General features: G+C 72.1%; 20 protein-coding genes and 1 riboswitch. Of the genes, 10 read left to right on the forward strand and 10 right to left on the reverse strand.

Annotated elements, in window-relative coordinates; translation table 11 throughout:
- Positions 1-43 precede the first annotated feature (43 nt).
- Entirely contained in the window at positions 44-1267 is a 1224-nt protein-coding gene (locus ACFWJ4_RS05740) for a serine hydrolase domain-containing protein (protein ID WP_380539566.1), read from the forward strand.
- A gap of 2 nt (positions 1268-1269) precedes the next feature.
- Here ACFWJ4_RS05740 and ACFWJ4_RS05745 read toward each other — a convergent pair whose 3' ends face one another.
- The 3 genes from ACFWJ4_RS05745 to ACFWJ4_RS05755 form a co-directional block, all read right to left on the reverse strand.
- Entirely contained in the window at positions 1270-1593 is a 324-nt protein-coding gene (locus ACFWJ4_RS05745; protein WP_359911682.1) for a nuclear transport factor 2 family protein, read from the reverse strand.
- A gap of 223 nt (positions 1594-1816) precedes the next feature.
- Positions 1817-3340, reverse strand: coding sequence for an aldehyde dehydrogenase family protein (locus ACFWJ4_RS05750; protein WP_380539569.1), 1524 nt, complete (start codon positions 3338-3340; stop codon positions 1817-1819).
- A 556-nt stretch (positions 3341-3896) separates the two neighbouring features.
- The gene (locus ACFWJ4_RS05755; protein ID WP_380539572.1) at positions 3897-4844 is read right to left on the reverse strand and encodes a terpene cyclase; all 948 of its coding nucleotides are present in this window, start codon (positions 4842-4844) and stop codon (positions 3897-3899) included.
- A 309-nt stretch (positions 4845-5153) separates the two neighbouring features.
- Between ACFWJ4_RS05755 and ACFWJ4_RS05760 the strand changes: the two genes are divergently transcribed.
- Both ACFWJ4_RS05760 and ACFWJ4_RS05765 read left to right on the forward strand, forming a co-directional pair.
- Positions 5154-8171, forward strand: coding sequence for an ATP-binding protein (locus ACFWJ4_RS05760; RefSeq protein ID WP_380539575.1), 3018 nt, complete (start codon positions 5154-5156; stop codon positions 8169-8171).
- Positions 8172-8482: 311 nt separating this feature from the next.
- A complete protein-coding gene (locus tag ACFWJ4_RS05765) occupies positions 8483-9547 on the forward strand; it encodes an aldose epimerase family protein (RefSeq protein WP_380539578.1) in 1065 nt (354 codons plus the stop codon).
- Between the two features lie 32 nt (positions 9548-9579).
- Here the strand turns inward: ACFWJ4_RS05765 and ACFWJ4_RS05770 are convergent, their stop codons facing one another.
- Positions 9580-10086, reverse strand: a complete 507-nt coding sequence (locus tag ACFWJ4_RS05770) for a GNAT family N-acetyltransferase (protein ID WP_380539581.1) — start codon at positions 10084-10086, stop codon at positions 9580-9582.
- Positions 10087-10396: 310 nt separating this feature from the next.
- Here ACFWJ4_RS05770 and ACFWJ4_RS05775 point away from each other — a divergent pair, with 310 nt between their 5' ends.
- The 5 genes from ACFWJ4_RS05775 to ACFWJ4_RS05795 all read left to right on the forward strand — a co-directional run bounded on the left by ACFWJ4_RS05775 (position 10397) and on the right by ACFWJ4_RS05795 (position 16725).
- Positions 10397-11674: an extracellular solute-binding protein gene (locus ACFWJ4_RS05775; protein ID WP_359911700.1), complete on the forward strand. Its 1278-nt coding sequence runs from the start codon at positions 10397-10399 to the stop codon at positions 11672-11674.
- Between the two features lie 215 nt (positions 11675-11889).
- Positions 11890-12891 (forward strand): sugar ABC transporter permease, encoded by a 1002-nt coding sequence (locus ACFWJ4_RS05780; protein ID WP_359911703.1) that lies wholly within the window; start codon positions 11890-11892, stop codon positions 12889-12891.
- 40 nt (positions 12892-12931) lie between these two features.
- Positions 12932-13837 carry a carbohydrate ABC transporter permease gene (locus tag ACFWJ4_RS05785; RefSeq protein ID WP_359911706.1) on the forward strand — a complete coding sequence of 302 codons (906 nt, stop codon included), beginning with the start codon at positions 12932-12934 and terminating at the stop codon, positions 13835-13837.
- 145 nt (positions 13838-13982) lie between these two features.
- Complete coding sequence (locus ACFWJ4_RS05790; RefSeq protein WP_380539584.1) at positions 13983-15680, forward strand: glycoside hydrolase family 13 protein; 1698 nt, start codon at positions 13983-13985, stop codon at positions 15678-15680.
- Positions 15681-15705: 25 nt separating this feature from the next.
- Positions 15706-16725 (forward strand): LacI family DNA-binding transcriptional regulator, encoded by a 1020-nt coding sequence (locus tag ACFWJ4_RS05795; RefSeq protein ID WP_380539587.1) that lies wholly within the window; start codon positions 15706-15708, stop codon positions 16723-16725.
- A gap of 98 nt (positions 16726-16823) precedes the next feature.
- Here the strand turns inward: ACFWJ4_RS05795 and ACFWJ4_RS05800 are convergent, their stop codons facing one another.
- The 3 genes from ACFWJ4_RS05800 to ACFWJ4_RS05810 all read right to left on the reverse strand — a co-directional run bounded on the left by ACFWJ4_RS05800 (position 16824) and on the right by ACFWJ4_RS05810 (position 20237).
- A complete protein-coding gene (locus tag ACFWJ4_RS05800; protein ID WP_380539590.1) occupies positions 16824-17024 on the reverse strand; it encodes a hypothetical protein in 201 nt (66 codons plus the stop codon).
- 257 nt (positions 17025-17281) lie between these two features.
- Positions 17282-18667 (reverse strand): transglycosylase family protein, encoded by a 1386-nt coding sequence (locus ACFWJ4_RS05805; RefSeq protein ID WP_380539593.1) that lies wholly within the window; start codon positions 18665-18667, stop codon positions 17282-17284.
- Positions 18654-18824, reverse strand: a riboswitch (cyclic di-AMP (ydaO/yuaA leader). It overlaps the preceding gene by 14 nt.
- Positions 18825-19277: 453 nt before the next feature.
- Complete coding sequence (locus tag ACFWJ4_RS05810; RefSeq protein WP_380539596.1) at positions 19278-20237, reverse strand: hypothetical protein; 960 nt, start codon at positions 20235-20237, stop codon at positions 19278-19280.
- A 560-nt stretch (positions 20238-20797) separates the two neighbouring features.
- On the opposite strand from ACFWJ4_RS05810, the gene ACFWJ4_RS05815 reads away from it, so the two are divergent.
- Entirely contained in the window at positions 20798-21061 is a 264-nt protein-coding gene (locus ACFWJ4_RS05815; protein WP_097235176.1) for a DUF397 domain-containing protein, read from the forward strand.
- 286 nt (positions 21062-21347) lie between these two features.
- Here ACFWJ4_RS05815 and ACFWJ4_RS05820 read toward each other — a convergent pair whose 3' ends face one another.
- Positions 21348-21923, reverse strand: a complete 576-nt coding sequence (locus ACFWJ4_RS05820; RefSeq protein ID WP_380539598.1) for an ATP-binding protein — start codon at positions 21921-21923, stop codon at positions 21348-21350.
- A 418-nt stretch (positions 21924-22341) separates the two neighbouring features.
- Here ACFWJ4_RS05820 and ACFWJ4_RS05825 point away from each other — a divergent pair, with 418 nt between their 5' ends.
- Complete coding sequence (locus ACFWJ4_RS05825; RefSeq protein WP_188297256.1) at positions 22342-23208, forward strand: helix-turn-helix transcriptional regulator; 867 nt, start codon at positions 22342-22344, stop codon at positions 23206-23208.
- Positions 23209-23287: 79 nt separating this feature from the next.
- Here the strand turns inward: ACFWJ4_RS05825 and ACFWJ4_RS05830 are convergent, their stop codons facing one another.
- Both ACFWJ4_RS05830 and ACFWJ4_RS05835 read right to left on the reverse strand, forming a co-directional pair.
- Positions 23288-23893 carry a TetR/AcrR family transcriptional regulator gene (locus ACFWJ4_RS05830; RefSeq protein ID WP_380539601.1) on the reverse strand — a complete coding sequence of 202 codons (606 nt, stop codon included), beginning with the start codon at positions 23891-23893 and terminating at the stop codon, positions 23288-23290.
- Positions 23894-24121: 228 nt separating this feature from the next.
- Positions 24122-25636 (reverse strand): MFS transporter, encoded by a 1515-nt coding sequence (locus ACFWJ4_RS05835; protein WP_380539604.1) that lies wholly within the window; start codon positions 25634-25636, stop codon positions 24122-24124.
- Positions 25637-25718: the final 82 nt, after the last annotated feature.

The raw sequence follows: 25718 nt of genomic DNA on the forward strand, positions 1-25718 counted from the left end.
GAGTGGCACGAGAAGCAACGGAACTGGTCGAGGGCGGCACGCGGTGGTGGAGATCTGGGGCGAGACGGCCGAGGGGTTCGAGCCCGTACGGGCGGCCTTCGTGCGGAACTTCGCCGACTACGGCGAGCTCGGTGCGGCCTTCGCGCTGTACGTGCGCGGCCGCAAGGTGGTCGATCTGTGGGGCGGTGACGCCCGGCCCGAGGTCGGCGGCCGGCCGGCGCCCGCGGTGCCGTGGACGGCGGACACCGCGCAGGTGCTGCGCTCGGTCACCAAGGGCCTGACCGCGACCACCGCGCTGCTCCTGGCCGAACGCGGCCTGCTCGACCTGGACGCCCCGGCGGCCTCGTACTGGCCGGAGTTCGCGGCGGCCGGCAAGGGCCGGATACCGGTGGGCTGGCTGCTCTCGCACCAGGCCGGAGTGCCCGCGCTGGACGTGCCGCTGCGGCTGGAGGACGTGCTCACCTGGGAGCGCGCGGCCGCCGCCGTCGCCGCGCAGGCGCCCGCCTGGGAACCCGGCACCGCGCACGGCTACCACCCGTACACCTTCGGCTGGCTGGTCGGCGAGGTGGTGCGCCGGGTCAGCGGCCGGACGGTGGGCCAGTACTTCGCCGAGGAGGTCGCCCGGCCGCTCGGGCTGGACCTGTGGATCGGGCTGCCGGCCGGCGCCGCGCCCAGGGTCGGCAGACTCGTCGACCTCCCGGCGCCGGACGCGGCCCGGACCGGTCCGAGCGGGCTGCGGCTGCGACCCAAGCAGTCCGTCCGGGACGCCTACCAGGACCCGGCCTCGCTGACCGCCCGCTCCTTCGCCTCGGTGCGCCCCGGCGTGGACCTCAACGACCCGGCGGTGCAGGCCGCCGAGATCCCCGGCGCCGGCGGCATCGGCACCGCCCGGTCACTCGCCCGGTTCTACGCGGCACTGATCGGCGCGGCCGACCGCCCGGACGGCTCCGGCGCGCTGCTGCCGCCGCTGCTCGGCCCCGAGGTGCTGGCACGCGCGGTCGAGCCGGCGGTGAGCGGGCCGGACCGGGTGCTGATCGTCAACTCCACCTTCGGCCTGGGCTTCTGGCGGCACGGCCCGACCGCGCCGATGGCCTCCCCGGCGAGCTTCGGCCACCCGGGTCGGGGCGGTTCGCTCGGCTTCGCCGACCCCGACCTGGGGCTGGGCTTCGGCTACGTCACCAACGGCATGCAGCCGGGCGTCACCGGGGACATCCGCTCGCGGAACCTGATCCGCGCGGTGCGGGGGTGCCTGGGGCTGGACCGGTAGCCTCAGGCCTGGCCGGTCTCGAAGCGGTGGATCTTCCCGCCGTCGACGGTGAAGCGCCAGGCGGTGCGCATGGTGCCCCAGGTCTCGTTGGTGAACTCGGCGACCAGCGCGTGGCCTCCGCTCGACTCGGTCTGGACGGCCATCCGGCCGTTCGGGCCGAAGATCTCCCGGTCGACCCAGTCCGCCAGGTCGCGCTCGGAGCCGTCGTCGGCCATGGTCGCGTCCGGGGCCAGCAGCGCGAAGAAGGCCTCGCGGTCGCCCGCGTTGACCGCGGTGACGAAGGCGCGGACGGCGGGGTCGCTGAGTTTCGTGGGGGCGATGGTCACGCGGGACTCCCTGATGGGGGTGAGGGGCGGGGAGTCCTGTTTACGGCTTTCGCGCGGGCCGTCCGGGCATGTCGGCGGCGCGTCGGTGAATTGGCCGCATTCATGTGCTTTGATCCCCGGAACAGGCGATTCGCCCCGGAGCCCGCCACGGGGAGTGGCGAGGGAGCGGGAGGCCCCGATGGGCCTCCCGCTCCGCTTTCCCGGCCTGTCGGGTCTGTCGGGTCTAGAAGAAGCCGACCGCGTCGGGGGAGTAGCTGACCAGCAGGTTCTTGGTCTGCTGGTAGTGCTCCAGCAGCGCCTTGTGGGTCTCCCGCCCGATGCCGGAGTTCTTGTAGCCGCCGAAGGCCGCGTGGGCCGGGTAGGCGTGGTAGCAGTTCGTCCAGACCCGGCCCGCCTGGATGGCGCGCCCGGCCCGGTGGGCGGTGTTGATGCTGCGGGTCCACACGCCCGCGCCGAGCCCGTACTGGGTGTCGTTGGCGAGCGCGACGGCCTGGTCGAAGCCGTCGAAGCGGGTGACCGAGACGACCGGTCCGAAGATCTCCTCCTGGAAGACCCGCATCGAGTTGTCGCCCTCGAAGACCGTCGGCGTGACGTAGTACCCGCCGGCCAGCGTGCCGCCGAGGTCGGCCCGCTCGCCGCCCACCAGGATCCTGGCGCCCTCGTCCTGGCCGATCTCGAAGTAGGAGAGGATCTTCTTCAGCTGCTCGACGCTGACCTGGGCGCCGACCTGGGTCTCGGTGTCCAGCGGGTTGCCCTGGCGCATCGCCCGCACCCGCGCCAGGCCGTCGCCGAGCAGCCGCTCGTAGACCGGGGTCTCGATCAGGGCGCGGCTGGGGCAGGTGCAGACCTCGCCCTGGTTGAGGGCGAACATCGCGAAGCCCTCGACGGCCTTGTCGTAGAAGGCGTCGTCCTCGGCGGCGACGTCCGCGAAGAACACGTTGGGGCTCTTGCCGCCGAGTTCCAGCGTGGCCGGGATCAGGTTCTCGGCGGCCGAACGGGCGATCAGCCGGCCGGTGCCGGTCTCGCCGGTGAAGGCGATCTTGCGGATCCGGGGGCTGGCGGCCAGCGGGGCGCCGGCCTCCTCGCCGAAGCCGGTGACGATGTTGACCACGCCGGGCGGCACCAGATCGGCGGTCAGCTCGGCGAGCAGCAGCACCGAGGCCGGGGTCTGCTCGGCGGGCTTGAGCACCACCGCGTTGCCGGCGGCGAGCGCCGGGGCGAGCTTCCAGACCGCCATCAGGATCGGGAAGTTCCACGGGATGATCTGGCCGACCACGCCCAGCGGCTCGTGGAAGTGGTACGCCACGGTGTCCTCGTCCAGCTGGGAGAGGCTGCCCTCCTGGGCCCGCAGCGCACCGGCGAAGTAGCGCAGGTGGTCGACCGCGAGCGGGAGGTCGGCGGCCAGCGTCTCGCGCACCGGCTTGCCGTTCTCCCAGCTCTCCGCGACGGCCAGTTGCTCCAGGTTGGTCTCCATCCGGTCCGCGATCCGCAGCAGGACCTGCGCGCGCTCGGCGGCGGAGGTGCGGCCCCAGGCCGGGGCCGCGGCGTGGGCCGCGTCCAGCGCGGCCTCGATGTCCTCGGCGGTGCCCCGGGCGACCTCGGTGAACACCTCGCCGGTGACCGGGGTCGGGTTGCCGAAGTACTCGCCGCGCACCGGAGGCGCCCATTCGCCGCCGATCCAGTGCTCGTACCGGGGGCGGTAGGCGACGATGCTGCCGGGCGTGCCGGGGGGCTGGTAGACCGTCATGTTCGCTGTCTCCTCGCTGCGTCGGGCGCCGCCGGGCACGGCTCTGGCCACGGGCGGCACGCCGGACCGCCCGTTCGGGGGCGGTCCGGCGGGAGGGGTCGGGCACGCAAACGGAGCGGCGCCCCGCCCGGGCGCCCCCCGGCGGGGAGCATTACCGCCGGGCGCCCGGCGCGGCTACGGTCCGTACGCGTGTCCGGTACGGAGGGTGTGTCTTCCGGTCGTTCGCGGGGGCCTGGGCCGCCGGACGTCCCGGACCGGATCTCCGCGGGACCCCGGGTGTGATCCCGATCTCCGCGGGACCCCGGGGCCCGTTCCCGATCTCCGCGGGCGTCCCGAAACGGATCACTGCGGGGGCGCGCGTTTCGGACGCACCCCCGCGACCCGCGGCCGCGCGCCGTCGCGCGTCGGTGGGGCTGTCCCCGGCGTGCCTCCGTAAGCCGCCGTACGTCGGCCGGACCGCCCCTGCGGCGTGCCGCCGTGCGCCGCCGTACGGCCGGGGCGGTGCTCTCGGGTCGCGCCACCGCACGCCCGTCGGGCGGCCCGGGGCGCACGTCGGTCAGACCGCGTGGTACCGGCCGGTGCGGGCCTCCCAGCTGAGGTAGCCGGCCAGCCAGGTGAGCAGCCCGTCCGCGTACCGCTGGGCGATCGTGCGTTCGATCCGGGAGAGGCCCAACTCGCGGTGGACGTCGGGCAGCCGGGCGTGCAGTTCGGCGCAGCGGTCGACCATCAGCTGGGCCTCGGCGATGACCGCCGCGCAGGCCTCCTCGGCCGAGCAGCGCCGTTCCCGCTGGACGATCATGACCAGGTTGTTCACGTCCCCGCGCGGCGCCTCCAGCGGGTAGGAGTGCACGTCGTTGCTGAGCGACGGTATGTCGGCGGCCAGCTGGCGGAGCTGACGCAGCACGGGGTGGTGCAGGACGGCGGCCGGGACCTCGAACTGGCCCAGGCGTTCGACCATGTCGAAGATGGTCTCCATCGCCGCGGTGCCCCGGCGGAGCTCCAGGTAGCCGGCGCGGTCCGGCGGCCGGGTGGAGATCCGGCCGGCCGCCTCGGCCGGGTGGCTGGCCAGGTAGTACTCCCAGTTGTAGGCGGCGCGGGCCTGCCAGCGGGCCGGCATGCCCCGCATGCTGCGGTTCCACAGATCGGCGAAGGCGGTCTCGACCGCGGAGCCCTGGTCGGGGCGGGCGCCGTGCAGGACGGCGATCAGCCGTTCGCAGATCGGGGCCACCTCGGCGGGACGGCGGCCGAGCGGGCCGTCGAACTGGTCGTCGAAGAGGAAGTAGAAGCCCATCAGGTCGGCGGCCAGGGCGAGTTCGTCCGGGCCGGCGTCCGGATAGCCGAGTGCGGCGAGGTCCACCACCTCCCAGTGCGCGTAGCCGGGATGGTCGGCGTCGGGCAGCAGCGGGTGGCGGATCAGCCAGTCCCTGTGCAGTGCGGTGGCGTGGATGCCGTGCGGACTGCGGCGGTGCGGGAACGGAATCTGAAGTGAGGTGTCGTCAGACATCGGACTCCCGGTGCAGCGGAGGGTGGGGGCGCTTGTTGTTGGAGCGGTGATGGTGGGGGGAGTTGGCGCGACGGGGCGCGGACGGTGAGGGTGGGCTTCGCAAGATCATCCGCGCCTCGAAGGCCGTAGGGTATCTGATGCAATGATGGGATGTTAGGGATGTAGGGCAATTGCCCTTGACAGGGCCCCCAAACCCTCACCGTCCGCCCCAGCCTGCACGAATGCCCCACGGGGAGGTCCGCACGGCGCTAACCTCGGCTCCACGCAGTGATGGAGCTGTGACGCAGCGGGCGAGGCGGAGGCACGACGGTGACCGAGCAGGAGAACGCACTTCGGGCGGGCGGTGGTTCCGCCCACGACGGCGACGGCATCGCGCCCCGGGTCCGGTTGCGCGACCGCGACGCCGAACTGCGCTCGGTGGAGGCCGCTGTCGACCGGCTCTGCCGCGGCTTCGCCGCCGGCGGCACCGAGATCGGCGACCTGCTCACCTTCTCGGGCCGCCCCGGCATCGGCAAGACCAGTCTGCTGCACGAGGTCAGGCGGCTCGCCAAGCTCCGCGACGGCGCCACCGTGCTGTTCGCCCGAGGCGGTGAACGGCAGTTCAAGGAGCCGTACCACGTCCTGCGCCAGCTGCTCCAGCCCGTGCTCACCGACCTGAAGCCCGAGGTGTTCAGCCAGGTCATGGGCACCTGGGAAGAGGTCGTGGGACCGGCCATGGGCCTCAAGCAGCCCAAGGCCGGCGCCCGCCGCCTCGACCCGCAGGGCGTGCGCGACGGCCTCGACTACGTCCTCACCCAGCTCGCGCCGCGCCGCGCGCCGATGGTGATGATCGTCGACGACCTGCACTGGGCGGACGGCGAGTCACTCTCCTGGCTGACCAAGTTCGCCATCCGATCGAGTGAACTTCCCGTTCTGCTCGTCTTCGCCTTCCGGGAGGACGAGAACGACTGGCCCATCGAGACCCAGGACTTCCGGCGGGACGTCCTCCTCCTCAAGGGTCGCAAGCACGAGCTCAACCGGCTCACCCTCAGCTCCGTCACCGACATGATCCGCGCCGAGCTCGGCGACAGGGCCGAGGACGCCTTCTGCTACGAGTTCTGGAACGTCGTCAACGGCAACCCGTTCGAGGCCAACGCCCTGCTCGACCAGGTGCGCGAGCAGGAACTCGAACCGGTCGAGGAGAACTCCCGGCAGCTGCGCGAACTCGCCGTCGACGCCGCCGGGATGACCCTCAAGAGCTGGCTGGACCGGCTCGGCGCCAGCACCCTGCGCTTCGCCTGGGCCTGCGCGATGCTGGGCACCGACATCCGGGTCGACCTCGCCACCCGGATCTCCACCCAGAGCACCGAGGGCGCCCGCGACTCCATCAAGCAGCTGCGCAAGCAGCGCGTGCTGACCCAGACCCCCAACGGGAACCTGGAGTTCGTCCACCCGCTGATCGCCAGCTCCATCTACAACACCATGCCGGACGCCACCCGCCTCGGCATGCACGGCATCGCCGCCGCCGAGATCGAGAACGCCGGACTCGGCCTGCTCGCCGCCTCCCGCCACCTGGTCGAGACCCACTCCGGCGAGGGCGACGACCGGATCGTCAAGAAGCTGCGCCGCGCCGCCGTCGAACACCAGCTGATCGGCGCCCCCGAGGCGGCCCAGCGCTGTCTGCACCGCGCGCTCAACGAGCCGCCCGCCGACGAGATCAAGGCCGAGGTGCTCTACGAACTCGGGTGCTCCGCGCTGCTCACCGACCCCGTCGCCACCGTCAACCAGCTCAAGCTGGCCCTCGACCCCGACGAGGTGCCGCTGCGCCCCGCCCTGCGCGTGGACGCCACCTTCCGGCTCTCCGAGGTGCTCGCCCGCGCCGGTGAACTGGGCCAGGCGGCCCTGGTCTGCCAGGAAGAAGCCCTGAGGACCACCGAACCGGCCGGGCGCCAGCGGCTCCAGGCCGCCTCGTTCATGTGGCACGCCTTCCGCAAGTCCGAGGAGGACGGCCCGGGTCGCTCCGCCCGGCTCGGCGAGATGTGCCGGGGCCTGAGCGGGCGGGAGGCGGCCGACCGGGCCGTGCTCGCCATGCGCGCCTGGGACCTCACCCTGCGCGGCGCCGCCTCCGCCGATGCGCTCGCGCTCGCCGACGAGGTCCTCGACGGCGGCCGACTGCCCAAGGGCCTCGGCTGGACCGACACCACCTGGGGCTTCGAACTGCCCTCGATGCTCGGCCTGACGTACATCTACAACGACCGCATCGCCCAGGCCGAACGGCTGGCCGCGGACGCCATCATCCAGTTCGAGATCGCCGGGTGGAGCGGTGCCCACCGGGGCTTCGCCTACTTCCTGATGGGCCTGGCCCGGTTCCGCCGCGGCCTGCTCGCCGAGGCCGAGGACTTCCTGCGCCGGGCGTACCGCATCTCCGAGCGGATCGGGGAGAAGCTGCCGCTGGCGTGGGACGCGATCGGCGTGCTCGTCGACACCCTGATCGCCCGCGGCCGGGTCGACGAGGCCTGGAAGCTGGCCAACGAGTTCGGCTTCCACCCGCCGTACCACGCGACGGCCATGGTGCTGCCGGACGCGGCCTCGCTGTACGGCAAGCTGCTGGTCGCCAAGGAGAAGTACGCGGGCGCGGCCGCCGCGCTCACCGAGGCGGGCGCCCAACTGGAGGTCCGCGGCTGGCACAACACCGTCTGGGCGCCCTGGGCCGGCCACCTCGCCATCGCGATCGCGGACGACGAGCCCGAGCGTGCCCGCGACTACGCCCAGCGGGCGGTCCGGGACGCACGCAACTTCGGCACCGCCTCGGCGATCGGCAGCGCGCTGCGCCTGCAGGCCCGGATCGAGGACGGCCAGGCGGCGGTCGAACTGCTGGAGGACGCCGTGGCGTACCTCGGGCAGTCCCCGGCCGGTTACGAGCACGCCGTCGCGCTGGTCGACCTCGGCGCCGCGCTGCGCCGGGTCGGGCGGCTGGAGGACGCCCAGGAGTACCTGTACCAGGGCATCGAACTGGCCCAGCACTGTTCCGCGGAGGGGCTGGTCGACCGGGCCCGGCGGGAGCTGGCCAACTACGGCCTGCGGCCCAACCGGCTGGGGCTGCGCGACTTCCGGGACACCCTGGAGACGCTCAGCAGCGCCGAGTGGGAGGTCGCCCAGCGGGCCGTGCAGGGAGTGCCGCCGCAGCGGATCGCCGACGAGCTCGGGGTGCCGCTCGGGCTGGTCAACCGTCGGCTGGCGGCGGTCTACCGCAAGGCGGGCAGCGGGCCGGACGGCCTGGCCTCGGCGCTCGGTCTGCCGCCGCAGCAGCAGCGGGACGCGGGCCGGCTGGAGGAGCTGGACGGCTAGGAGCGGCCCCGGGGTCGGTCGTGGCGCCCGGCGGTCGTGCCCGGTGCACGGTGCGCGGATGGGGCGCCCGGTTCGTGGCGGGCGCCCGGCGGTCGTGGCCGGTGCACGGTGCGCGGATGGGGCGCCCGGCGGTCGTAGGGGGCGCCAGATGGTGGACGGTGGCGCGGGAGGCGGCGCGTGGGTTCGCGGAAGCGCCCCCTCGGCCGCCGCCGTCGCTAGGCTGACGGACACGGGGCTGCCGCGGCGACCCCTCGACGGACCCGGAACCGGGCGGCCGCGGTGCGACCCGGCCGCGAGTGAGGAGCAGGCCCATGGCGAGCGAGGCCACCAGCGTGCGGCAGGAACCCCTGGAGCCCTCGGGCGCGGGCGCCGCGATCGAGCGCTGGACGCTCACGGCGGGCCCGTACGAGGCGAGCGTGCTCACCCTCGGCGCGACCCTGCACACCCTGAGCGCACCGGACCGCTCCGGCCGCTCCGCCCAACTGCTGCTGGCCACCGACCGGTTGTCGGAGATCCTCGGCCCGGCCCGGCACTACGGCACGGTGGTGGGCCGGTACGCCAACCGGATCGACGGCTCGTCGGTCACCATTGACGGCGAGGAGCACCAGCTCGCCCCCACGGGTGGCGGCATGACCCTCCACGGCGGGCCGGACGGCTTCGCGCACCGGATGTGGGAGGCCGAGCCGGTCGACGGCGGCGTGCGGCTGGCGCTGCACAGCCCGGACGGCGACCAGGGTTTCCCGGGCGCGCTGGACGTCACCGTCACCTACACCCTGGACGCCTCCGGCGAGCTGGTGATCGCCTACCGCGCCGTCACCAGCAAGCCGACCGTCGTCAACCTCACCAACCACGCGTACTTCAACCTCTCGGGTGAAGGCAGCGGCGACGTCCTCGGTCACCTGCTCACCCTGGACGCCGACGCGTACACGCCCGCCGACGAGCGGCAGATCCCGTACGGCCGGCCCGAGCCGGTGGCCGGCACGCCCTTCGACTTCACGGTGGCCACGCCGATCGGCAAGTCGGTGCACGACGAGCACCCCCAGCTGACCGGGCCCGGCGGCTACGACCACAACTGGGTGCTGCGCGCCCGGCCGGGGGACGGCAGCCCGGCGCGGGCCGCGCTGCTGGAGGACCCGGTCAGCGGCCGCACCCTGGAGGTGCTGACCACCGAGCCGGGCGTCCAGGTCTACACGGCGAACAAGTTCCAGGGCTCGGTCACCGGCGCGCGCGGCGTCCCGTACGGGCCGTTCGCCGGGATCGCGCTGGAGACCCAGCACTTCCCGGACTCCCCGCACCACCCGGCGTTCCCCAGCACGGAGCTGCGGCCGGGGGAGGAGTTCCGCTCGACGACCGTGCTCCGGCTGGGGACCAACTAGCGGGCGGTACCCGGCCGGCGGCGCCCGGCGCGCTACGGCTGCGCGAGGTCCCGGCGCATACAGAGCCGGGGCCAGCGGTCCAGACCGTGTTCGGCCTCCTTGCGGCGGATCTCGCGCAGGCCGGGGGTGAGGTCCTCCCCGGCCAGCGGGCGGAAACCGCAGCGGGCGTAGTAGGGGGCGTTCCAGGGGACCTCGGCGAAGGTGGTGAGGGTGAGCGCGGGGGCGTCGGTGGTCTCGGCGAGGTGCTCGATCAGTGCCCGGCCGATGCCGCGGCGGGCGTGGTCGGGGTGCACGGAGACCTGTTCGATGTGCAGCGCGCCGTCCACCGGTTCGGCGAGCAGGTAGCCGGCGACGGTCCCGTCGGGGGCCTCGGCGACCAGGGCGGTGCCCTGCTCCAGGTAGTGCGCCAGCTCCTCCGGTGCCGGGGGTTCGTCCTCGGCGATCTCCGGCATGCCGATCGCGGCGAACGGTGCGCCGGCGGCCCGCTCCAGTTCGGCGAGCAGTGGAAGTTCGTCCCTGGTGACGGCTCTGATTCGCATGCGTCCAGTCTGCTGCAGGCCGCTTTCGGCCACGCACGGTGGTGCCGTCGGCCAGTCAGCGAAGGGGGGAATCGGGCAAACTCGGGCAATCGGTGCGGCCGTCAACTACCGAGCGGCAACGTCCAGGACACGCGGGCGTAACGATCGCGGTTTCTTGCAGAAACTTGCTGCAAGGACTTTCCGTCGATCTTGCACCGCTGTTAACTTCCTTCCCGAGCCCGACGGCAGCAACGGTGCGGTCGGTACGAGGCAGCCATTATGCGCCTGTCTCCGAACATCTCGGGCACCCCCACCCTCCCAAGGAGTTCTCATGCGGCGTGGCATCGCGGCCTCTGCCCTCGTTGTGGCCCTCGCGGTCTCGATGGCTGCCTGTAGCAGCAGCGGCTCCAGCTCCGACGGCAAGGCCGACGGGCCGGTCACCCTCACGTACTGGGACACCTCGAACGCCACCAACGAGGCGCCGAACTACCAGGAGCTCGTCAAGAAGTTCGAGGCTGCGAACCCGAACGTCAAGGTCGACTTCGTCAACGTGCCGTTCGACCAGGCGCAGAACAAGCTCCAGACCGCGATGGGGGCCAAGGGTGCTCCGGACGTGTTCCGCTCCGAGGTCGGCTGGACCGCCGCCTTCGCCAAGGCCGGCTACCTGGAGCCGCTGGACGGCACCCCGGCCGCCGCGGACACCTCCGCCTTCCAGCCGAGCCTGATCCAGCAGGCCAAGTACGAGGGCAAGCTGTACGGCGTGCCGCTGGTGACCGACACCCTCGGCCTGCTCTACAACAAGGAGCTGTTCACCAAGGCCGGCATCACCGAGGCGCCGAAGACCTGGGACGAGCTGAAGACCGACGCCGCCGCCGTCAAGGAGAAGGCCGGCGTGGACGGCTTCTGGCTGAAGGCCGCCGACGGCTACTACGCGATGCCGTTCCTGTTCGGCGAGGGCACCGACACCGTCGACGCCGCGGGCAAGAAGATCACCGTCGCCTCGCCGGAGGCCGTCAAGGCCGTCGAGACCTACAAGTCGATGTTCACCGCGCCGGGCACCGTCAAGGCCGACGTCACCACCGACGCCTACGCGCACATGATGGACGCCTTCAACAGCGGCAAGGTCGCGGCGATCGTCCAGGGCCCCTGGGAGATCACCAACATCTACAAGGGTTCGGCCTTCGCCGACAAGAACAACCTCGGCATCGCCGCCGTCCCCGGTGGCTCCGGCGGCAAGGGTGGCGCTCCCACCGGCGGCCACAACATCTCGGTCTACGCGGGCGCCGACAAGGCCCACAAGGCCGCCGCGGAGAAGTTCGCCGCCTTCATGACCTCGGCCGAGAGCCAGGCGTTCATCGCGCAGAAGAACTCCACCCTGCCCACCCGCTCCGACGCCTTCACCGCGGACGTCAAGGCCGACCCGGGCATCGCCGGCTTCCAGGCCGTGCTGAGCAGCGCCAAGCCGCGCCCCGAGCTGCCCGAGTACAGCTCGCTGTTCGCCTCGCTGGGCACCAACCTGGGCAAGGCCGTCCAGGGCACCAGCACCCAGGACGCGCTGAACACCGTCTCCACCGACTACGCCAAGCTCCTGCCGGGCTTCGCCAAGTAGTCCCTGTGCCCGGCCCGCCGGTCGACGGATGACAGCGGGCGGGTGGCGGTGACCGCGCGACGGCGAACGAATGACGGATAACAGATTTCATCATCTGTCAGCTGTCATCCGTTCGCTGTCCGCGGCCCGTCGCCGCCCGCCCCGCGACACCCGTCGCCCACTGCGGACCGGGCCGTCGGCTCCCCCCGAGAATTCCCCCCGAGAAGGTGCAAACGATGTCAGTCGCCGTGCAGGGCGCCACCGGCAAGGGCAACCGGGAACGCGAGCAGCGTCCGGGCCTGCTGGAACGCGTCAAGCGCTCCTACGCCAAGCACTGGTACGCCTACGCGATGATCGCCCCGGTCGTACTGGTGCTCGGTGCGCTGGTGCTCTACCCGCTCGCCGAGGGCATCTGGCTCACCCTCACCGACGCCAACAGCCTCAACGTCGCCCGCAAGATCGGCGTCAACGAGATCCCGGCGAGCTACGAGTTCGTCGGCTTCCACAACTACGCCGACATCCTGTGGGGCCCCGGCTCGTACGACCGCTTCTGGTCGCACTTCGTCTGGACCATCGCCTGGACGGCCGTCTGCGTCTGCCTGCACTACACCCTCGGTCTCGGCCTGGCCCTGCTGCTCAACCAGAAGCTGCGCGGCCGCGCCGCCTACCGGATGCTGCTCATCCTGCCCTGGGCCGTACCGACCTTCGTCACCGTCTTCTCCTGGCGCCTGATGCTCGCCGACGGCGGCGTCGTCAACAACATCCTCTCCTTCCTGCACCTGCCCGAGCCCGGCTGGCTCACCGACCCGTGGGCGCAGAAGGCGGCCGCGATCATGGTGAACACCTGGGCCGGTGTGCCGTTCATGATGATCTCGCTGCTCGGCGGCCTCCAGTCGATCCCGGCCGAGCTGTACGAGGCCGCGGAGATGGACGGCGCCACCGCCTGGCAGCGCTTCCGGTACGTCACCCTGCCGGGGCTGCGCTCCGTCTCCTCCACGGTCGTGCTGCTCGGCGTGATCTGGACGTTCAACCAGTTCAACGTGATCTTCCTGCTGTTCGGCACCGGCGCCCCCGATGCCCAGCTGCTGGTCACCTGGGCGTACCGGCTCGGCTTCGGCCAGATCCCCCGGGACTACGCGCAGTCCGCCGCCTACGGCGTGATCCTGCTGTCCATCCTGATCGTCTTCACCGCCTTCTACCGGCGCTGGCTCGCCCGCAACGAGCAGGCCAACGGCTGAGGCCCCGGACCCAGTTGACCCACGAAGGCAGGTAACCCCGATGAGCACCACCACCGAACTCCCGGCCCGCCCGGCGGCCGCGGCCCCGGCCGCCCGGCCCGCCAAGGTCCGCCGCCGCGGCGAGCGCAGCCCGATGGCCCGGGCGCTGTCCCACGGCACCCTGATCCTGGCCGGCCTGATCGCGCTCTTCCCGGTCGCGTGGATCCTGTTCGTCTCGCTCGGCCCGGACAAGACCGACTACCTCCACCCCGGCCAGATCCTCGACAAGCTGACGCTGTCGAACTACCAGCACGTGCTGTCCGACACCGACTTCTTCACCTGGTTCGGCAACGCCCTGCTGGTCTCCGGCGTCACCACCGTCTTCGGCGTGATGCTCGCCGCCACCACCGGCTACGCCGTCTCCCGGATGAAGTTCCCCGGGCACAAGCCGCTGATGTGGTCGCTGCTGGTCACCCAGATGTTCCCGATCGCGGTGCTGATCGTGCCGATGTACACGATGCTCTCCGAACTCGGCCTGCTGGACAGCTACACCGGCCTGATCCTGGTCTACTCGACCACCACCGTGCCGTACTGCGCCTGGCTGCTGAAGGGCTACTTCGACACCATCCCGGTGGAGATCGACGAGGCCGGCCGGGTCGACGGGCTCAGCCCGTTCGGCACCTTCTGGCGGCTGGTGCTGCCGCTCGCCCGCCCGGGCCTGGCGGTGGCGGCCTTCTACTCCTTCCTCACCTACTGGGCCGAGGTGCCGTTCGCCTCCACGTTCATGCTCAGCTCCGACAAGTACACGTTGGCCGTGGGCCTCCAGACCTTCGTCAGCGAGCACGACGCCCAGTGGAACCTGATGGCCGCGACCGCCGTGCTGATCGCGATCCCGTCCGCGGCCTTCTTCTACCTGGTGCAGCGCCACCTGGTCACCGGCCTGACCGCCGGTGCCTCCAAGTCGTAACGGGCCGCCACGTCGTCACGCGCCGCCACGTCGTCACAGGACCGCACGCCGTCGCAAGACCGCACGCCGTCACAGGACCGCAGCTCGTCGCGCGCCTCCACGTCCCAGCGCCTTCCGCTCCTCTAGTCCCCAAGGGATACCGTCCATGACCCAGAACCTGGCCGACACCTCCCGGCCTGCCGCCGACACCGCTCACGAGGCGAACGTCAGCGCGTCCAGAGGCTGGTGGCGGGACGCGGTCATCTACCAGGTGTACCCGCGCAGCTTCGCCGACTCCAACGGCGACGGCATGGGTGACCTGCCCGGAATCCGCAGCCGCCTGCCCTACCTGCGCGACCTCGGCGTGGACGCGGTCTGGCTCTCGCCGTTCTACGCCTCGCCGCAGGCGGACGCCGGCTACGACGTGGCCGACTACCGCGCGGTGGACCCGATGTTCGGCACCCTGCTGGACGCCGACGCCCTGATCCGGGACGCCCACGACCTGGGTCTGCGGATCATCGTCGACCTCGTCCCCAACCACTCCTCGGACCAGCACGAGTGGTTCCAGCGCGCCCTGCGCGAGGGCCCCGGCTCCCCGCTGCGCGAGCGCTACCACTTCCGTCCCGGCAAGGGCGAGCAGGGCGAACTGCCGCCCAACGACTGGGAGTCCATCTTCGGCGGCCCGGCCTGGACCCGCAGCGAGAACCCGGACGGCACCCCCGGCGACTGGTACCTGCACCTGTTCGCCCCGGAGCAGCCCGACTTCAACTGGGAGAACCCGGCCGTCGCCGACGAGTTCCGCTCGATCCTGCGCTTCTGGCTCGACATGGGCGTGGACGGCTTCCGCATCGACGTCGCCCACGGCCTGGTCAAGGCCCCCGGCCTGCCCGACCTCGGCGGCGCCGACCAGCTCAAGCTGCTCGGAAACGACGTCATGCCGTTCTTCGACCAGGACGGCGTGCACGAGATCTACCGCAGCTGGCGCAAGATCCTCGACGAGTACCCGGGGCAGCGGATCGGCGTCGCCGAGGCGTGGACCCCGACCGTCCAGCGCACCGCCAACTACGTCCGCCCCGACGAGCTGCACCAGGCCTTCAACTTCCAGTACCTGGGCACCGGTTGGGACGCCACCGCGCTGCGCGAGGTGATCGACCTCTCGCTCGACTCGATGCGCCCGGTCGACGCCCCCACCACCTGGGTGCTCTCCAACCACGACGTCACCCGGCACGCCACCCGGTTCGCCAACGAGCCCGGCCTCGGCACCCAGATCCGCACCCCCGGCGACCGCGAGCTCGGCCTGCGCCGCGCCCGCGCCGCCACCCTGCTGATGCTCGCGCTGCCCGGCTCGGCCTACGTCTATCAGGGCGAGGAACTCGGCCTGCCGGACGTCACCGACCTGCCCGACGAGGTCCGCCAGGACCCGTCCTTCTTCCGTCAGGCCGGCCAGGACGGCTACCGCGACGGCTGCCGCGTCCCGATCCCGTGGTCCGGCACCGAGGCCCCGTACGGCTTCGGGCCGGTGGCCGGCGGGCCGTCCTGGCTGCCCCAGCCGGCCGAGTGGGCCGGGCTGAGCGTCGAGGCGCAGACCGGCGACCCGACCTCCACCCTGGAGCTCTACCGCAGCGCGCTGGCCGTCCGCCGGGCGCAGCCCGACCTCGGCGCCGGCACCGGGGTCGAGTGGCTGGAGAGCCCCGAGGGCACCCTGGCGTTCCGTCGCGGCGCCTTCGTCTGCACCGTGAACACCACCGGCGAACCGGTGCGGATCTCCGCCCCGGGCACGCTGCTGCTGGGCTCGGCCGACCTCGTGGTGAACGGCGGCGAGACGGTGCTCGCTCCGGACAGCACCGGCTGGTGGGCGGTCTGACGTGGTTGGAATAGGCTCTGGGACCGTGACTACGGCGCGACTCTCAGACATCGCGGCGCAGGCGGGGGTCAGCGAAGCCACCGTCTCCCGCGTGCTCAACGGCAAGGCGAACGTTTCCGCCGCCACCCGGCAGACCGTGCTGGCGGCGCTCGACGTGCTCGGGTACGAGCGGCCGACCCGTCTTCGCCAGCGCAGCGCCGGGCTGATCGGTCTGATCACGCCCGAGCTGAGCAACCCGATCTTCCCCGCGCTGGCCCAGGTGATCGAGCAGGTGCTCAGCCGGCACGGCTACACGCCGGTGCTGTGCACCCAGACTCCGGGCGGGTCCACCGAGGACGAACTGGTGGAGATGCTGGTGGACCGGGGCGTGGCGGGCATCGTCTTCGTCTCCGGGCTGCACGCCGACACCACCGCCGACCACGACCGCTACGCCCGGCTGGCCGGGCGCGGGGTGCCGTTCGTGCTGATCAACGGCTACAGCGAGAAGATCGACGCGCCGTTCATCTCGCCGGACGACCGGGCCGCGATGTGGATGGCCGTCCAGCACCTGGCCGAACTCGGGCACGAGCGGATCGGGCTGGCCGTCGGTCAGCGCCGGTACGTGCCGGTGCTGCGCAAGATCGAGGGCTTCACGGCCGCGCTGCGCGAGGTGCTCGGACTCTCCCGGGAGCAGGCCGACGACCTCGTCCACCACACGCTGTTCAGCGTGGAGGGCGGGCACGCGGCGGCCGGCGCGCTGCTCGACAAGGGCTGCACGGCGATCGTCTGCGGGAGCGACATGATGGCGCTCGGGGCGATCCGGGCGGTGCGGCAGCGCGGGCTGTCGGTGCCGCAGGACGTGTCGGTGGTCGGCTTCGACGACTCGCCGCTGATCGCGTTCACCGAGCCGCCGTTGACCACGATCCGCCAGCCGGTCGAGGCGATGGCCACGGCGGCGGTGGACGCGCTGCTGGAGGAGGTCGGCGGAAACGCGGCCCAGCGCGGCGAGTTCATGTTCCAGCCGGAGCTGGTGATGCGCGGGTCCACCGGGGCCTGCGCGCGCTGAACCCCGGCCGCCACGGCCGACGGAAGGGCCCCGGAGGGCGGTTGCTCTCCGGGGCCCTTCGGCGTGCGTGCGGTCGGCCGCCCCGGGCCGTCGGGCGGTCAGCCCTCCTGGGCGGTGGGGCGGTCGACGGTCGGTCGGTGCCCGGCGGCCGCCTCGCCGGTACGGGTCTCGGTACGGCGACCGCGGGCCAGGTAGTCGCGCAGGACCAGTTCGACGGCGTCCTGCGGGTTCTTGGTGCCGGAGAGCAACATCGCGTCGATCGCGAGGTTCGCGTCGAGGGTGACGGTGACCTGGGCCATGTGACTCCTCCTCGGGTGCAGAGCAGCAGCATGCCCGTTGGGGCGGGGATCCACCACGGGGATTCGCCATGGGGATTTCACCGCGGGGATTTCACCGCGGGGATTTGCCACGAGGTACGGCCGGAGGCATGCCGGAACCCCCGGGGAGGAGCGACCAGACTCTCCCCGGGGGCGTGGGCGGTCAACGTTCGGACGACAGCTGACAGATGATGAAATCTGTCAGCTGTTATCCGTCGGCTGTCGGCTGTTCGCCGTTCTCAGACCCGGCCGGCGAAGTCCGGGGCCCAGTTGGCGATGCTCTGCTCGCGGACGCCCGAGCTCGGGTTGGCGGCCTCGACGTACTTGCCGTTGCCGACGTAGATCGCGACGTGGTAGACGCCGGAGTCCTTGCCGTTGTTGGACCAGAACAGCAGGTCGCCCGGCTGGAGGCTGTCCAGCGAGACGTGGGTGCTGGCGGCGGCCTGGTCGGCGGCGACGCGCGGGACGGAGACGCCCGCGGCGCGCAGCGCGGCCTGGGTCAGGCCGGAGCAGTCCCAGCCACCGTTGCCGGTGCCGCCGTAGACGTACGCCTGACCGACCTTCGACTCGGCGAAGGAGACCGCGGCGGCCATGCTGCCGGTGGCGGCCGGAGCCTGGGTCTGGGCCGGAGCCTGGGTCTGCGGAGCGGGCTTGGCGGCCGGCTTGGTGGACGGCTTGGCGGCCGGAGTCTGGGCCTGCGCGGTCGGCTGGGCGTTCACGGCACCGCCGTTCGCGGACTGGCCGGACTTCTGCGAGCGGTCGAACCAGGTGAAGTCCGAGCCGGACTTGCCGGTGGCGGCCTGGCCGGCCTGGGCCTGGCCGTTGCCGCCGAAGGACAGCTGCTGGCCCGGGTAGATGCTGTCCGGACCCTCGGTCAGGGTGCCGCGGTTGAGCTCGTACAGCCGCTGCCAGCCGCCCTGCACCTTGTGCTGGTCGGCGATCGCGGACAGCCAGTCGCCCTCGACCACGGTGTAGTCGCCGTTCTGGGCCTGCTGCTGGCGCTTCTGGACCCAGTCGCTCCGGTTTCCGGAGGCGGCGGAGTCGGTGCTGGCCTGCGTGCCGTCCTGGGCGGGCGCGGAGGGCGCGGCGGGCTTGGCGGCCGGGGCCTGGGTCTGCGGAGCGGGCTTGGCGGCCGGGGCGGCCGGCTTGGCGCTCTGCGTGGGCTGCGCGGGCTTGGCGGCGGTCGAGCCCGCGGTGGAGCCCGCCGAGGTGTCGACGGCGGCCGCGGCGCCGCCCTTGGTGAGGCCGGCCTGGACCGAGCACACCGGCCAGGCGCCGGGGCCCTGCGAGGCGAGGACCTTCTCGGCGACGGCGATCTGCTGGTCCTTGGTGGCCAGGTCGGCGCGCGCCGCGAAGGCGGTGCCGCCGAAGGCGGACCAGGTGCTGGAGGTGAACTGGAGGCCGCCGTAGAAGCCGTTGCCCGTGTTGATGCTCCAGTTGCCGCCGCTCTCGCACTGGGCGACCTTGTCCCAGGTGGCGACGGTGGCGGCGGAGGCGGTGCCGGAGGCGATGCAGGGGACGGTGAGGCCGACGCCCGCGACGCCAAGGGCGGCGATCACGCGACGGGTGCGGCTGGACAGACGAGTGCCGTTGGTGGGCAGCATGAAGACGCGGTCCTCTCCCACGCCTGCGAGGTGAGCTGTCGGATTCGGGCTGGAGTTGCCCGGCCGCGCTGTGGGCGCGGCTTCACCCCTAGCCCTGGACCGTTCCGGAGATCGGTCCGGGGCGACTTACCTGTGGGTCCCCCGCTCCTGCCGTGGTGCGATTTCGCGCTGCCAGGACATCCGACGGCAGGACTCGGCGTCGCGGATGAACCGGGTTCGTGTGGTCACGAACGGGGAGCACGTTAATCAGACTTAAGTTCAAACTGCAAACGGCTGTGATGCGCATCACGGTTTAGTGGGAACTGCCAAAATTGCCGCTCTCCATGATCGTAAATGATCGTTTTCAAGCAACCCTGTTGCGGAAGCCCACAACTGGCAGCACTTCAGAAGTGGTGTGACGGCGCGTCGAATCGCGGGCCGGAGTGCCCCGGCGGATGCCGCGACGGCTGTGATGCGAGCGCCCGCGACCGCGTTTCCTATTTCCTTTCAAAAAGGCCAGAACGGACATTCCACTTCATCGCCGTCCGACTTCCGTGCGGGACGGCCATGGGCGGGCGGAGCAAAACCGAAGGGCCCGGAACGCATGCCGTTCCGGGCCCTTCGGTGCGCGCGAACCGGCGCGCGACGTCGACTACCGCCCTGCGGGCCCCTGGGAGGCCGCGTGGGCGCCGCGGACGCCCTCCGGGGCCCCCTCGGCCTCGGAGGCGGCCGCCGCCTCCGCCTCGGCCCGTGCCAGGTCCTCCGGGGACGGCGCGGGCAGCGCCGCCAGGTAGGTGGAGGCGATCAGCTGGCCGACCGACGGGTACGAGCCCAGCGGCGCGGCCGACGGGCAGCCGGTCTCCTCGGCGGCGGTGGCGAGCAGCTCGGAGTCCGCCTCCGGGCCGATCACCAGCGGGGCCAGCGCCGGGCGCTGCGAGCCGGTGTCCCTGAGGTGGTTGACGGCCGCGGCCACCGAGCCGGGCACGTCGAGCGCGGCGGCGACGACCGGCACGGCCAGTCGGGCGGCCAGCAGCACGCCGGTGATGCCGGCCGCCGCGGCCGCGTCCTCGCCGCCGACGGTGGTCAGCACCACGCCGTCCGCGGCGGTCGCGATGGCGAACAGCCGGGCGCGGTCGGCCCGGGCCAGCCCGGCCTCGGACAGCCGGACGTGCACGGCCTCGGCCAGCAGCGGGTGCGGGCCCAGCGGGTCGGTGATGGGCGCGCCGTACTCGGCGGCGAGCGCGTGAAGCTCGGTCAGGAAGGTGTGCGGGCCGGGCACCAGCGGCACCAGGACGGGCGTCGGCAGCCCGGCCTCGGCCGCCATGGCCAGCAGCTCGGCCACGGTGCGGTCCTCGCCGCCCGTGCCCTCGCCGCCGTTGCCGGGCAGGTAGCCGACCGCGGTCCGGACGCCGTTCTGCTCGGTGCGGACGATCGAGAGCAACTCCTCGACGACCGAGCGGGACTCGGGCCCGGCGGTCGCGGGCACGGCGAGCACCAGGGCCGGGGCGCCGGCCGGGATCTCGGGGCGCTCGGGACGACGGTGGCGCCCCCGCGCACGGGAGCCTGGAGTACGGACGGGCAGTGGCGCGCCCGGGATGGCTGCGGTGCTCATGCCGGAGATCGTAGGACATCTGCCCGTCCGGCTTGCAGTCGGCTGCCGCGTGGGTTTCACGCGGTCGCGGTCCGGAGCCCGGTGCGTTTCCGGCGCCGGTCCGGGCACTTTGCCTACAATCCGGACATTCCGCTCCCAATCCCCGCGCGACCGCCGGTGGTTGCCTCGACGCGACCCGAGGGGGCCGACGTTGCACCTGGGGCGCGTGAGATGTCTCACAGCATGAGGATGGTTTGACGGAGGGTCACGGGGGTGCGACTCCCGGCATTCGAAGATCAACATTCAGCGGGGAGGCGCTCACGGCCGGTTATCGCGCGCCCGACGATTCATCGGCTATGTCCGTTTACGTACCGTCAGGAGAAGGGTCCGTGAAGAGTTCGCGGCTGCGGACAAAAGGCCACGTGCACCTGCAACGTCCCGTGCTGATGCACGTGCACTGCAGCTATCATCGCGTCAAGTGAGGCGTTGTGCCGGACCGGTACGGGGCCGGTCCGTTCGTTTCGACGGTGCCGGGGGCGCCGCGCTGGACGACAACTCCGGAAGCTCTTCGGGAGATTTCTATGCACGACTCGCAGGACACGCACGGCTCGTACGACACCTACAACGGGATGGCCGCCGCCGATCTCCAGGGGGTGGTCTGGCAGAAGAGCCGGCACAGCAACTCCCAGGGCAACTGCGTCGAGTTCGCGGCCCTGCCCGGCGGCGATGTGGCGATGCGCAACTCGCGGTTCCCGGACGGCCCGGCCCTCATCTACACCCGGGCCGAGATCGCCGCCCTGCTGCTGGGGGCCAAGGACGGGGAGTTCGACCACCTGGCGGTCTGACCGACCGCCGTGCTCCATCATCGGGGGGCCGTCGTGGGTGCCGACACCACGACGGCCTTTGTCTTTGCCTCCTCCGGGGACCTCTTCACCGGCGGTCTCCGCTTCGGAGGCGTCCGCTCCGGAGGTGTCCGCACTGGACCGGAAGTCCTCGGCGGGGCCGGCTGGAAGGGCCCGGGGTGTGGTCCTCCCGGGGCTTCCGTCGACCGGCCGTGCGCTGCCCGGCGCATGGTCCGTCCTGGGCGCGGCCCGTTCGGGTCGGGGGCCCGGTCGGGGCGCACGGCCCGGCCTAGGCCGAGCGCCGATGCCGTCCGCCGATCTCGACGGGGCCGTCGAGCGGTGAGCGGCCGCCGAGTCCGGGGTGCCCGTCCAGCGGGGAGCCGACGATCGTCTCCGCCTCGAACATTGCCCAGACCACCTTGCCGCTGCCCAGCGGGTGCCAGCCCCAGGAGCGGCTGAACGACTCCACCAGGTGCAGCCCGCGGCCGGATTCGGCGACGAAGTCGGCCTCCCGGGCGATCGGGCCGATGCTGCTCGGATCGCTCACCGCGCAGACCACCTGGGGTGCGCGGTGCACCAGGCTTATTCGGATCGGGAGCCGGCCGTCCGGGGTCGGCTGTATGGGAAAGTCGTACTCGCCCTGGGTGCCGCCCGACGGGTCGGGCCGTGCGCCGATCGCATGCCGGAGCGCGTTGGTCACGAGTTCCGAGGCCACCAGCGCGACGTCGTCGAACAGCTCCGTCAGGCCCCAGTGCTGGAGCGTGCTCCGAGCGAAGTCGCGCGCGGTTCTGACGGCTTCGAAGCGAGGAGCGAGCGTACAGGTGACCACAAGGGGGTCAACCGCCAAAGCCGTACCGGTGCTCATGAAGAGCTCCTCCCATAAGGGGGCGGACACGGCTGGACCCGCCGGGGTCATGCCGGTCACCTCCGACTCGCTCGGCCGCTCGGCCGCCCCCTCGACCAGGCGCGCGCGCACTCGAACGCCCGATGACGCGGGGGACGTCGTCGGGTCGGTGCACGGAGTCGCGCGTGGGGTCGACACGGAGCCCGCGGGATTGCCAGGGATGTGCAGGTGCACGTGCACCATGGTGGTGTGCGCTCACTGCAGATGCAAGAGTCGATTCACGTGCAGTCGCACTATTGGCATATGCAAGCGCCGGATGCACGTGCATCCTGGTGTGTGGAGTGCGGAACTGATAGGAACATCCGTCAGTATCGGCACCGTGAGCGCTCAACTGATGGCAGACTGTGCGCTGTTTGCCCTAGGTGGAGGTTTCGACCGCATGACCACAGTTCAGCCGGGCGGCGGCTCGATGGTCCGCCGGATCCTCCTCGGCTCGCAGCTGCGCCGCCTGCGTGAGGCGCGCGGCATCACCCGCGAGGACGCGGGCTACGCGATCCGGGCCTCCGAGTCCAAGATCAGCCGCATGGAACTCGGCCGCGTCAGCTTCAAGGAGCGCGACGTCGCCGACCTGCTCAGTCTGTACGGCGTGGACGACGGCATCGAGCGGGAAGCCCTGCTCGGCCTTGTCCGCGAGGCCAACAAGTCCGGCTGGTGGCACAGCTTCAACGACGTGCTGCCGGGCTGGTTCCAGACCTACGTCGGCCTGGAGGAGGCCGCCCAGCTGATCCGCACCTACGAGGTGCAGTTCATCCCCGGGCTGCTTCAGTCCGAGGAGTACGCACGGGCGGTTTTCGGACAGAGTCGGCCGGTCATCAGCGAGGAGGAGGTCGAGCGGCGGGTCAGCCTGCGGCTGCGCCGCCAGAAGCTGCTGGCCGAGGGTGCCAGCCCGCGCCTGTGGGCCGTCATCGACGAGGCGGCGCTGCGCCGGCCGGTCGGCGGGCCCAAGGTGATGCGCGGTCAGGTGCAGTACCTGATCGACGTCGCCGAGCAGGCCAACGTGGTGATCCAGGTCATGCCGTTCCGGTTCGGCGCGCACGCGGGCGAGTCCGGGGCGTTCACGATCCTGCGCTTCCCGGAGCAGGACCTCGCGGACGTGGTCTACCTGGAGCAGCTCACCAGCGCGCTCTACCTGGACAAGCGCGACGACGTCGACGCCTACATCCAGGTCATGGAGCGGCTCTGCGTGGACAGCCTCACGCCGGAACGCACGATAGACCTGCTCGCCTCGATCCTGAAGGAACGCTGAGCCGCTGCCGTCCGGGGCCTGTGAGCTCCCTCCCTCGCGAGGCCCCCCGGCAGCCGGTCACCAGGCCGCCCACCCGCCGTCAGCCGCGGGCCGGCGGCCGTTCGCGTTCCGGCGGCGACTGCTGCGGCGGGCGGCCCAGTTCCCAGGCCAGGTCGTAGCGGCCGAAGAGGTCGGCGCGGATCAGGGCCAGCGGGCTCTCGGCGCCCGGCAGCAGCACCCCGATGCAGCCGCCCATCAGCGCGCTGCGCAGCACCGCGTGCTCGGCGACCGGGTCGGGCGCGCCCCAGTCCCGCAGCAGTCCCTGGAGGATGGCGCCGAGCTGCTGCTGCTCCGGGTCCTGGACGAAGGCGCCGTTGTCCGGGTCGAGGATCAGCGCCAGGTGCGAGCGCATCACCCGGGGGTGGTCCATCGCCAGGCCGAGCACGGTGTCGATCGCCCCGGCCAGCCGTGCGTCGGGGGAGGACCCGGGGGCCAGTTCCGCCAGCGTGGCGGCCAGTGACTGGTGCATCATCCGGTGCGTCGCGGACTGCATGAGCAGCCGTTTGCCGTCGAAGTAGTACGAGAGCAGTCCGCGGGCGAGACCGGCCCGCTCGGCGATGTCCGTCAGCGTGGTGCCCGCGTAACCGCACTGGTCAACCAGCTCGACGGTGGCCCGCATGATCCGCCGGCGGGAGCGTTGCCGCATCTCCTCATTGACCGAATCCCCGCGAGGTGCCATCGTGTCTGCTCCGAACGTTCGTTGGCTCCGGGCCAATATACTTGTGGAGCCGACAGCCGCACCGGGATACCGTGCCCCGGCGGGCACTGCCCGCGCGGCCGCCACGAAGACGGCCGGCTCCACCGACACGGGGGTTTGGTGGAGCCGGCGCCATGGCCCGACGGCGCGGAGGCCGGTCACGGGCGGGGTCCGGGGTCAGCGCCCGGCCAGGACGTCGGCCCGGGCCGCGGTCGACCCGACCGGCGGCTCGTCACGATCCGGCACGGGTGCGGGAACCGCCTTGCGACGCCGGTCCACCAGGGCGCCCGCCGTCGCGACCACCAGGCCGACCACCGCGACCACCGTGACGAACAGCAGCGCCGGCCGGTAGCCGTCCAGCTGGGCCTGCGGGCTGTCGCCGCCCGCGCTGCCGGCCGTGATCATCGCGGTCGCCCCGGCGAGGACCACCGCGGTGCCGACCTGGATCGCGGTGTTCACCAGTCCCGAGGCCAGTCCCTGCTCCTCGTCGCCCACGCCGTCGGTGGCGGCGATGTTCACCGAGGGGAAGGCGAACGCGAATCCCACACCGAGCAGCAGCATCGAGGGCAGCACCAGGCCCGGGTACGAGCTGTGCTCGTCCAGCCGCAGGAACAGGGCGAAGGCGGCGACCAGTGAGGCCAGGCCGATCGGCAGCAGCCGCCCGGTGCCGAAGCGGTCCACGATCGGGCCCATGAACGGCGCCGAGAGCGCGATGAGGGCCGCGGCGGGCAGCAGGCCGAGCGCCATCTCCAGGGCCGACCAGCCGAGCAGGTGCTGGAGGTAGAGGGTGACCACGAACTGGAACCCGCCGTACGCGCCGGTCATCGCGAAGGCGACCACGTTGGCCCGGGCGACCGAGCCGTTGCGGAAGATACCGAGCCGCACCAGCGGGTGCGCGGCGCGGCTCTCCACCCGCAGGAAGGCGGCGGCCAGCACGGCGACGACCAGCAGCGAGCCGAGGGTGCGCGGGCTCAGCCAGCCGGCGCCCTGGGCCTCGGTCACGGTGAAGACCAGCAGCAGGACGGTCGCCGTGCCGGTGATCGCGCCGAGGACGTCGTAGCCGCCCTGGGCGCGCTCCTCGACCGGGCGGGGGAGCAGCCGGACGGCGAAGAGCAGGGCGAGCAGCGCGACCGGGACGGGCATCAGGAAGGTCCAGCGCCAGCCGACCGAGGTGAGCAGGCCGCTGAGCACCAGGCCGAGCGAGAAGCCGCTGGCGCCGCAGGTGGTGTATATCGACAGTGCGCGGTTGCGGGCGGGGCCCTCCGCGAAGGTCGTGGTGATGATCGACAGGCCGGCCGGGGCGGTGAAGGCGGCGCTGACGCCCTTGAGGAAGCGGGCCGCGATCAGCAGGCCGCCGTCGTCGACCAGGCCGCCGACCAGCGATGCGGCGGCGAAGACGCCCAGGGCGACCAGGAACACCCGGCGGCGGCCGAGCAGGTCGGCGGCGCGCCCGCCGAGCAGCAGCAGGCCGCCGTAGCCGAGTACGTAGCCGGAGACCACCCACTGCAGGGTGGAGGTGGACAGGTGCAGGTCGGAGCCGATGGACGGAAGGGCGACGCCCACCATGGAGACGTCCAGGGCGTCCAGGAACATGGCGGCGCAGAGCACGATCAGGGTGCCCCAGAGGCGGGGAGTCCAGTGCGGCCCGCTGGTTGACGGGGCGTCGGGTGACGTGACGGTCGCGGTGGTCATGGGGAGGACAGTACATGCACATGCATTCAATGCAAATGAATTAAATGTGAACGCATTAATTGTCGATGCACGTGCTAGGGTG

Source organism: Kitasatospora sp. NPDC127067 (assembly GCF_042724755.1).
Taxonomy (GTDB): Bacteria; Actinomycetota; Actinomycetes; order Streptomycetales; family Streptomycetaceae; genus Kitasatospora; species Kitasatospora lactacystinica.

Excerpts from the sequence above, each read along its gene's own strand:
- ACFWJ4_RS05780 (WP_359911703.1), top strand. The coding sequence starts at position 11,890 with ATGTCAGTCGCCGTGCAGGGCGCCACCGGCAAGGGCAACCGGGAACGC.
- ACFWJ4_RS05770 (WP_380539581.1), bottom strand. The coding sequence starts at position 10,086 with ATGCGAATCAGAGCCGTCACCAGGGACGAACTTCCACTGCTCGCCGAA.
- ACFWJ4_RS05790 (WP_380539584.1), top strand. The coding sequence starts at position 13,983 with ATGACCCAGAACCTGGCCGACACCTCCCGGCCTGCCGCCGACACCGCT.
- ACFWJ4_RS05835 (WP_380539604.1), bottom strand. The coding sequence starts at position 25,636 with ATGACCACCGCGACCGTCACGTCACCCGACGCCCCGTCAACCAGCGGG.
- ACFWJ4_RS05765 (WP_380539578.1), top strand. The coding sequence starts at position 8,483 with ATGGCGAGCGAGGCCACCAGCGTGCGGCAGGAACCCCTGGAGCCCTCG.
- ACFWJ4_RS05750 (WP_380539569.1), bottom strand. The coding sequence starts at position 3,340 with ATGACGGTCTACCAGCCCCCCGGCACGCCCGGCAGCATCGTCGCCTAC.
- ACFWJ4_RS05785 (WP_359911706.1), top strand. The coding sequence starts at position 12,932 with ATGAGCACCACCACCGAACTCCCGGCCCGCCCGGCGGCCGCGGCCCCG.
- ACFWJ4_RS05810 (WP_380539596.1), bottom strand. The coding sequence starts at position 20,237 with ATGAGCACCGCAGCCATCCCGGGCGCGCCACTGCCCGTCCGTACTCCA.
- ACFWJ4_RS05820 (WP_380539598.1), bottom strand. The coding sequence starts at position 21,923 with ATGAGCACCGGTACGGCTTTGGCGGTTGACCCCCTTGTGGTCACCTGT.
- ACFWJ4_RS05830 (WP_380539601.1), bottom strand. The coding sequence starts at position 23,893 with ATGCGGCAACGCTCCCGCCGGCGGATCATGCGGGCCACCGTCGAGCTG.
- ACFWJ4_RS05825 (WP_188297256.1), top strand. The coding sequence starts at position 22,342 with ATGACCACAGTTCAGCCGGGCGGCGGCTCGATGGTCCGCCGGATCCTC.
- ACFWJ4_RS05775 (WP_359911700.1), top strand. The coding sequence starts at position 10,397 with ATGCGGCGTGGCATCGCGGCCTCTGCCCTCGTTGTGGCCCTCGCGGTC.
- ACFWJ4_RS05755 (WP_380539572.1), bottom strand. The coding sequence starts at position 4,844 with ATGTCTGACGACACCTCACTTCAGATTCCGTTCCCGCACCGCCGCAGT.
- ACFWJ4_RS05815 (WP_097235176.1), top strand. The coding sequence starts at position 20,798 with ATGCACGACTCGCAGGACACGCACGGCTCGTACGACACCTACAACGGG.
- ACFWJ4_RS05800 (WP_380539590.1), bottom strand. The coding sequence starts at position 17,024 with ATGGCCCAGGTCACCGTCACCCTCGACGCGAACCTCGCGATCGACGCG.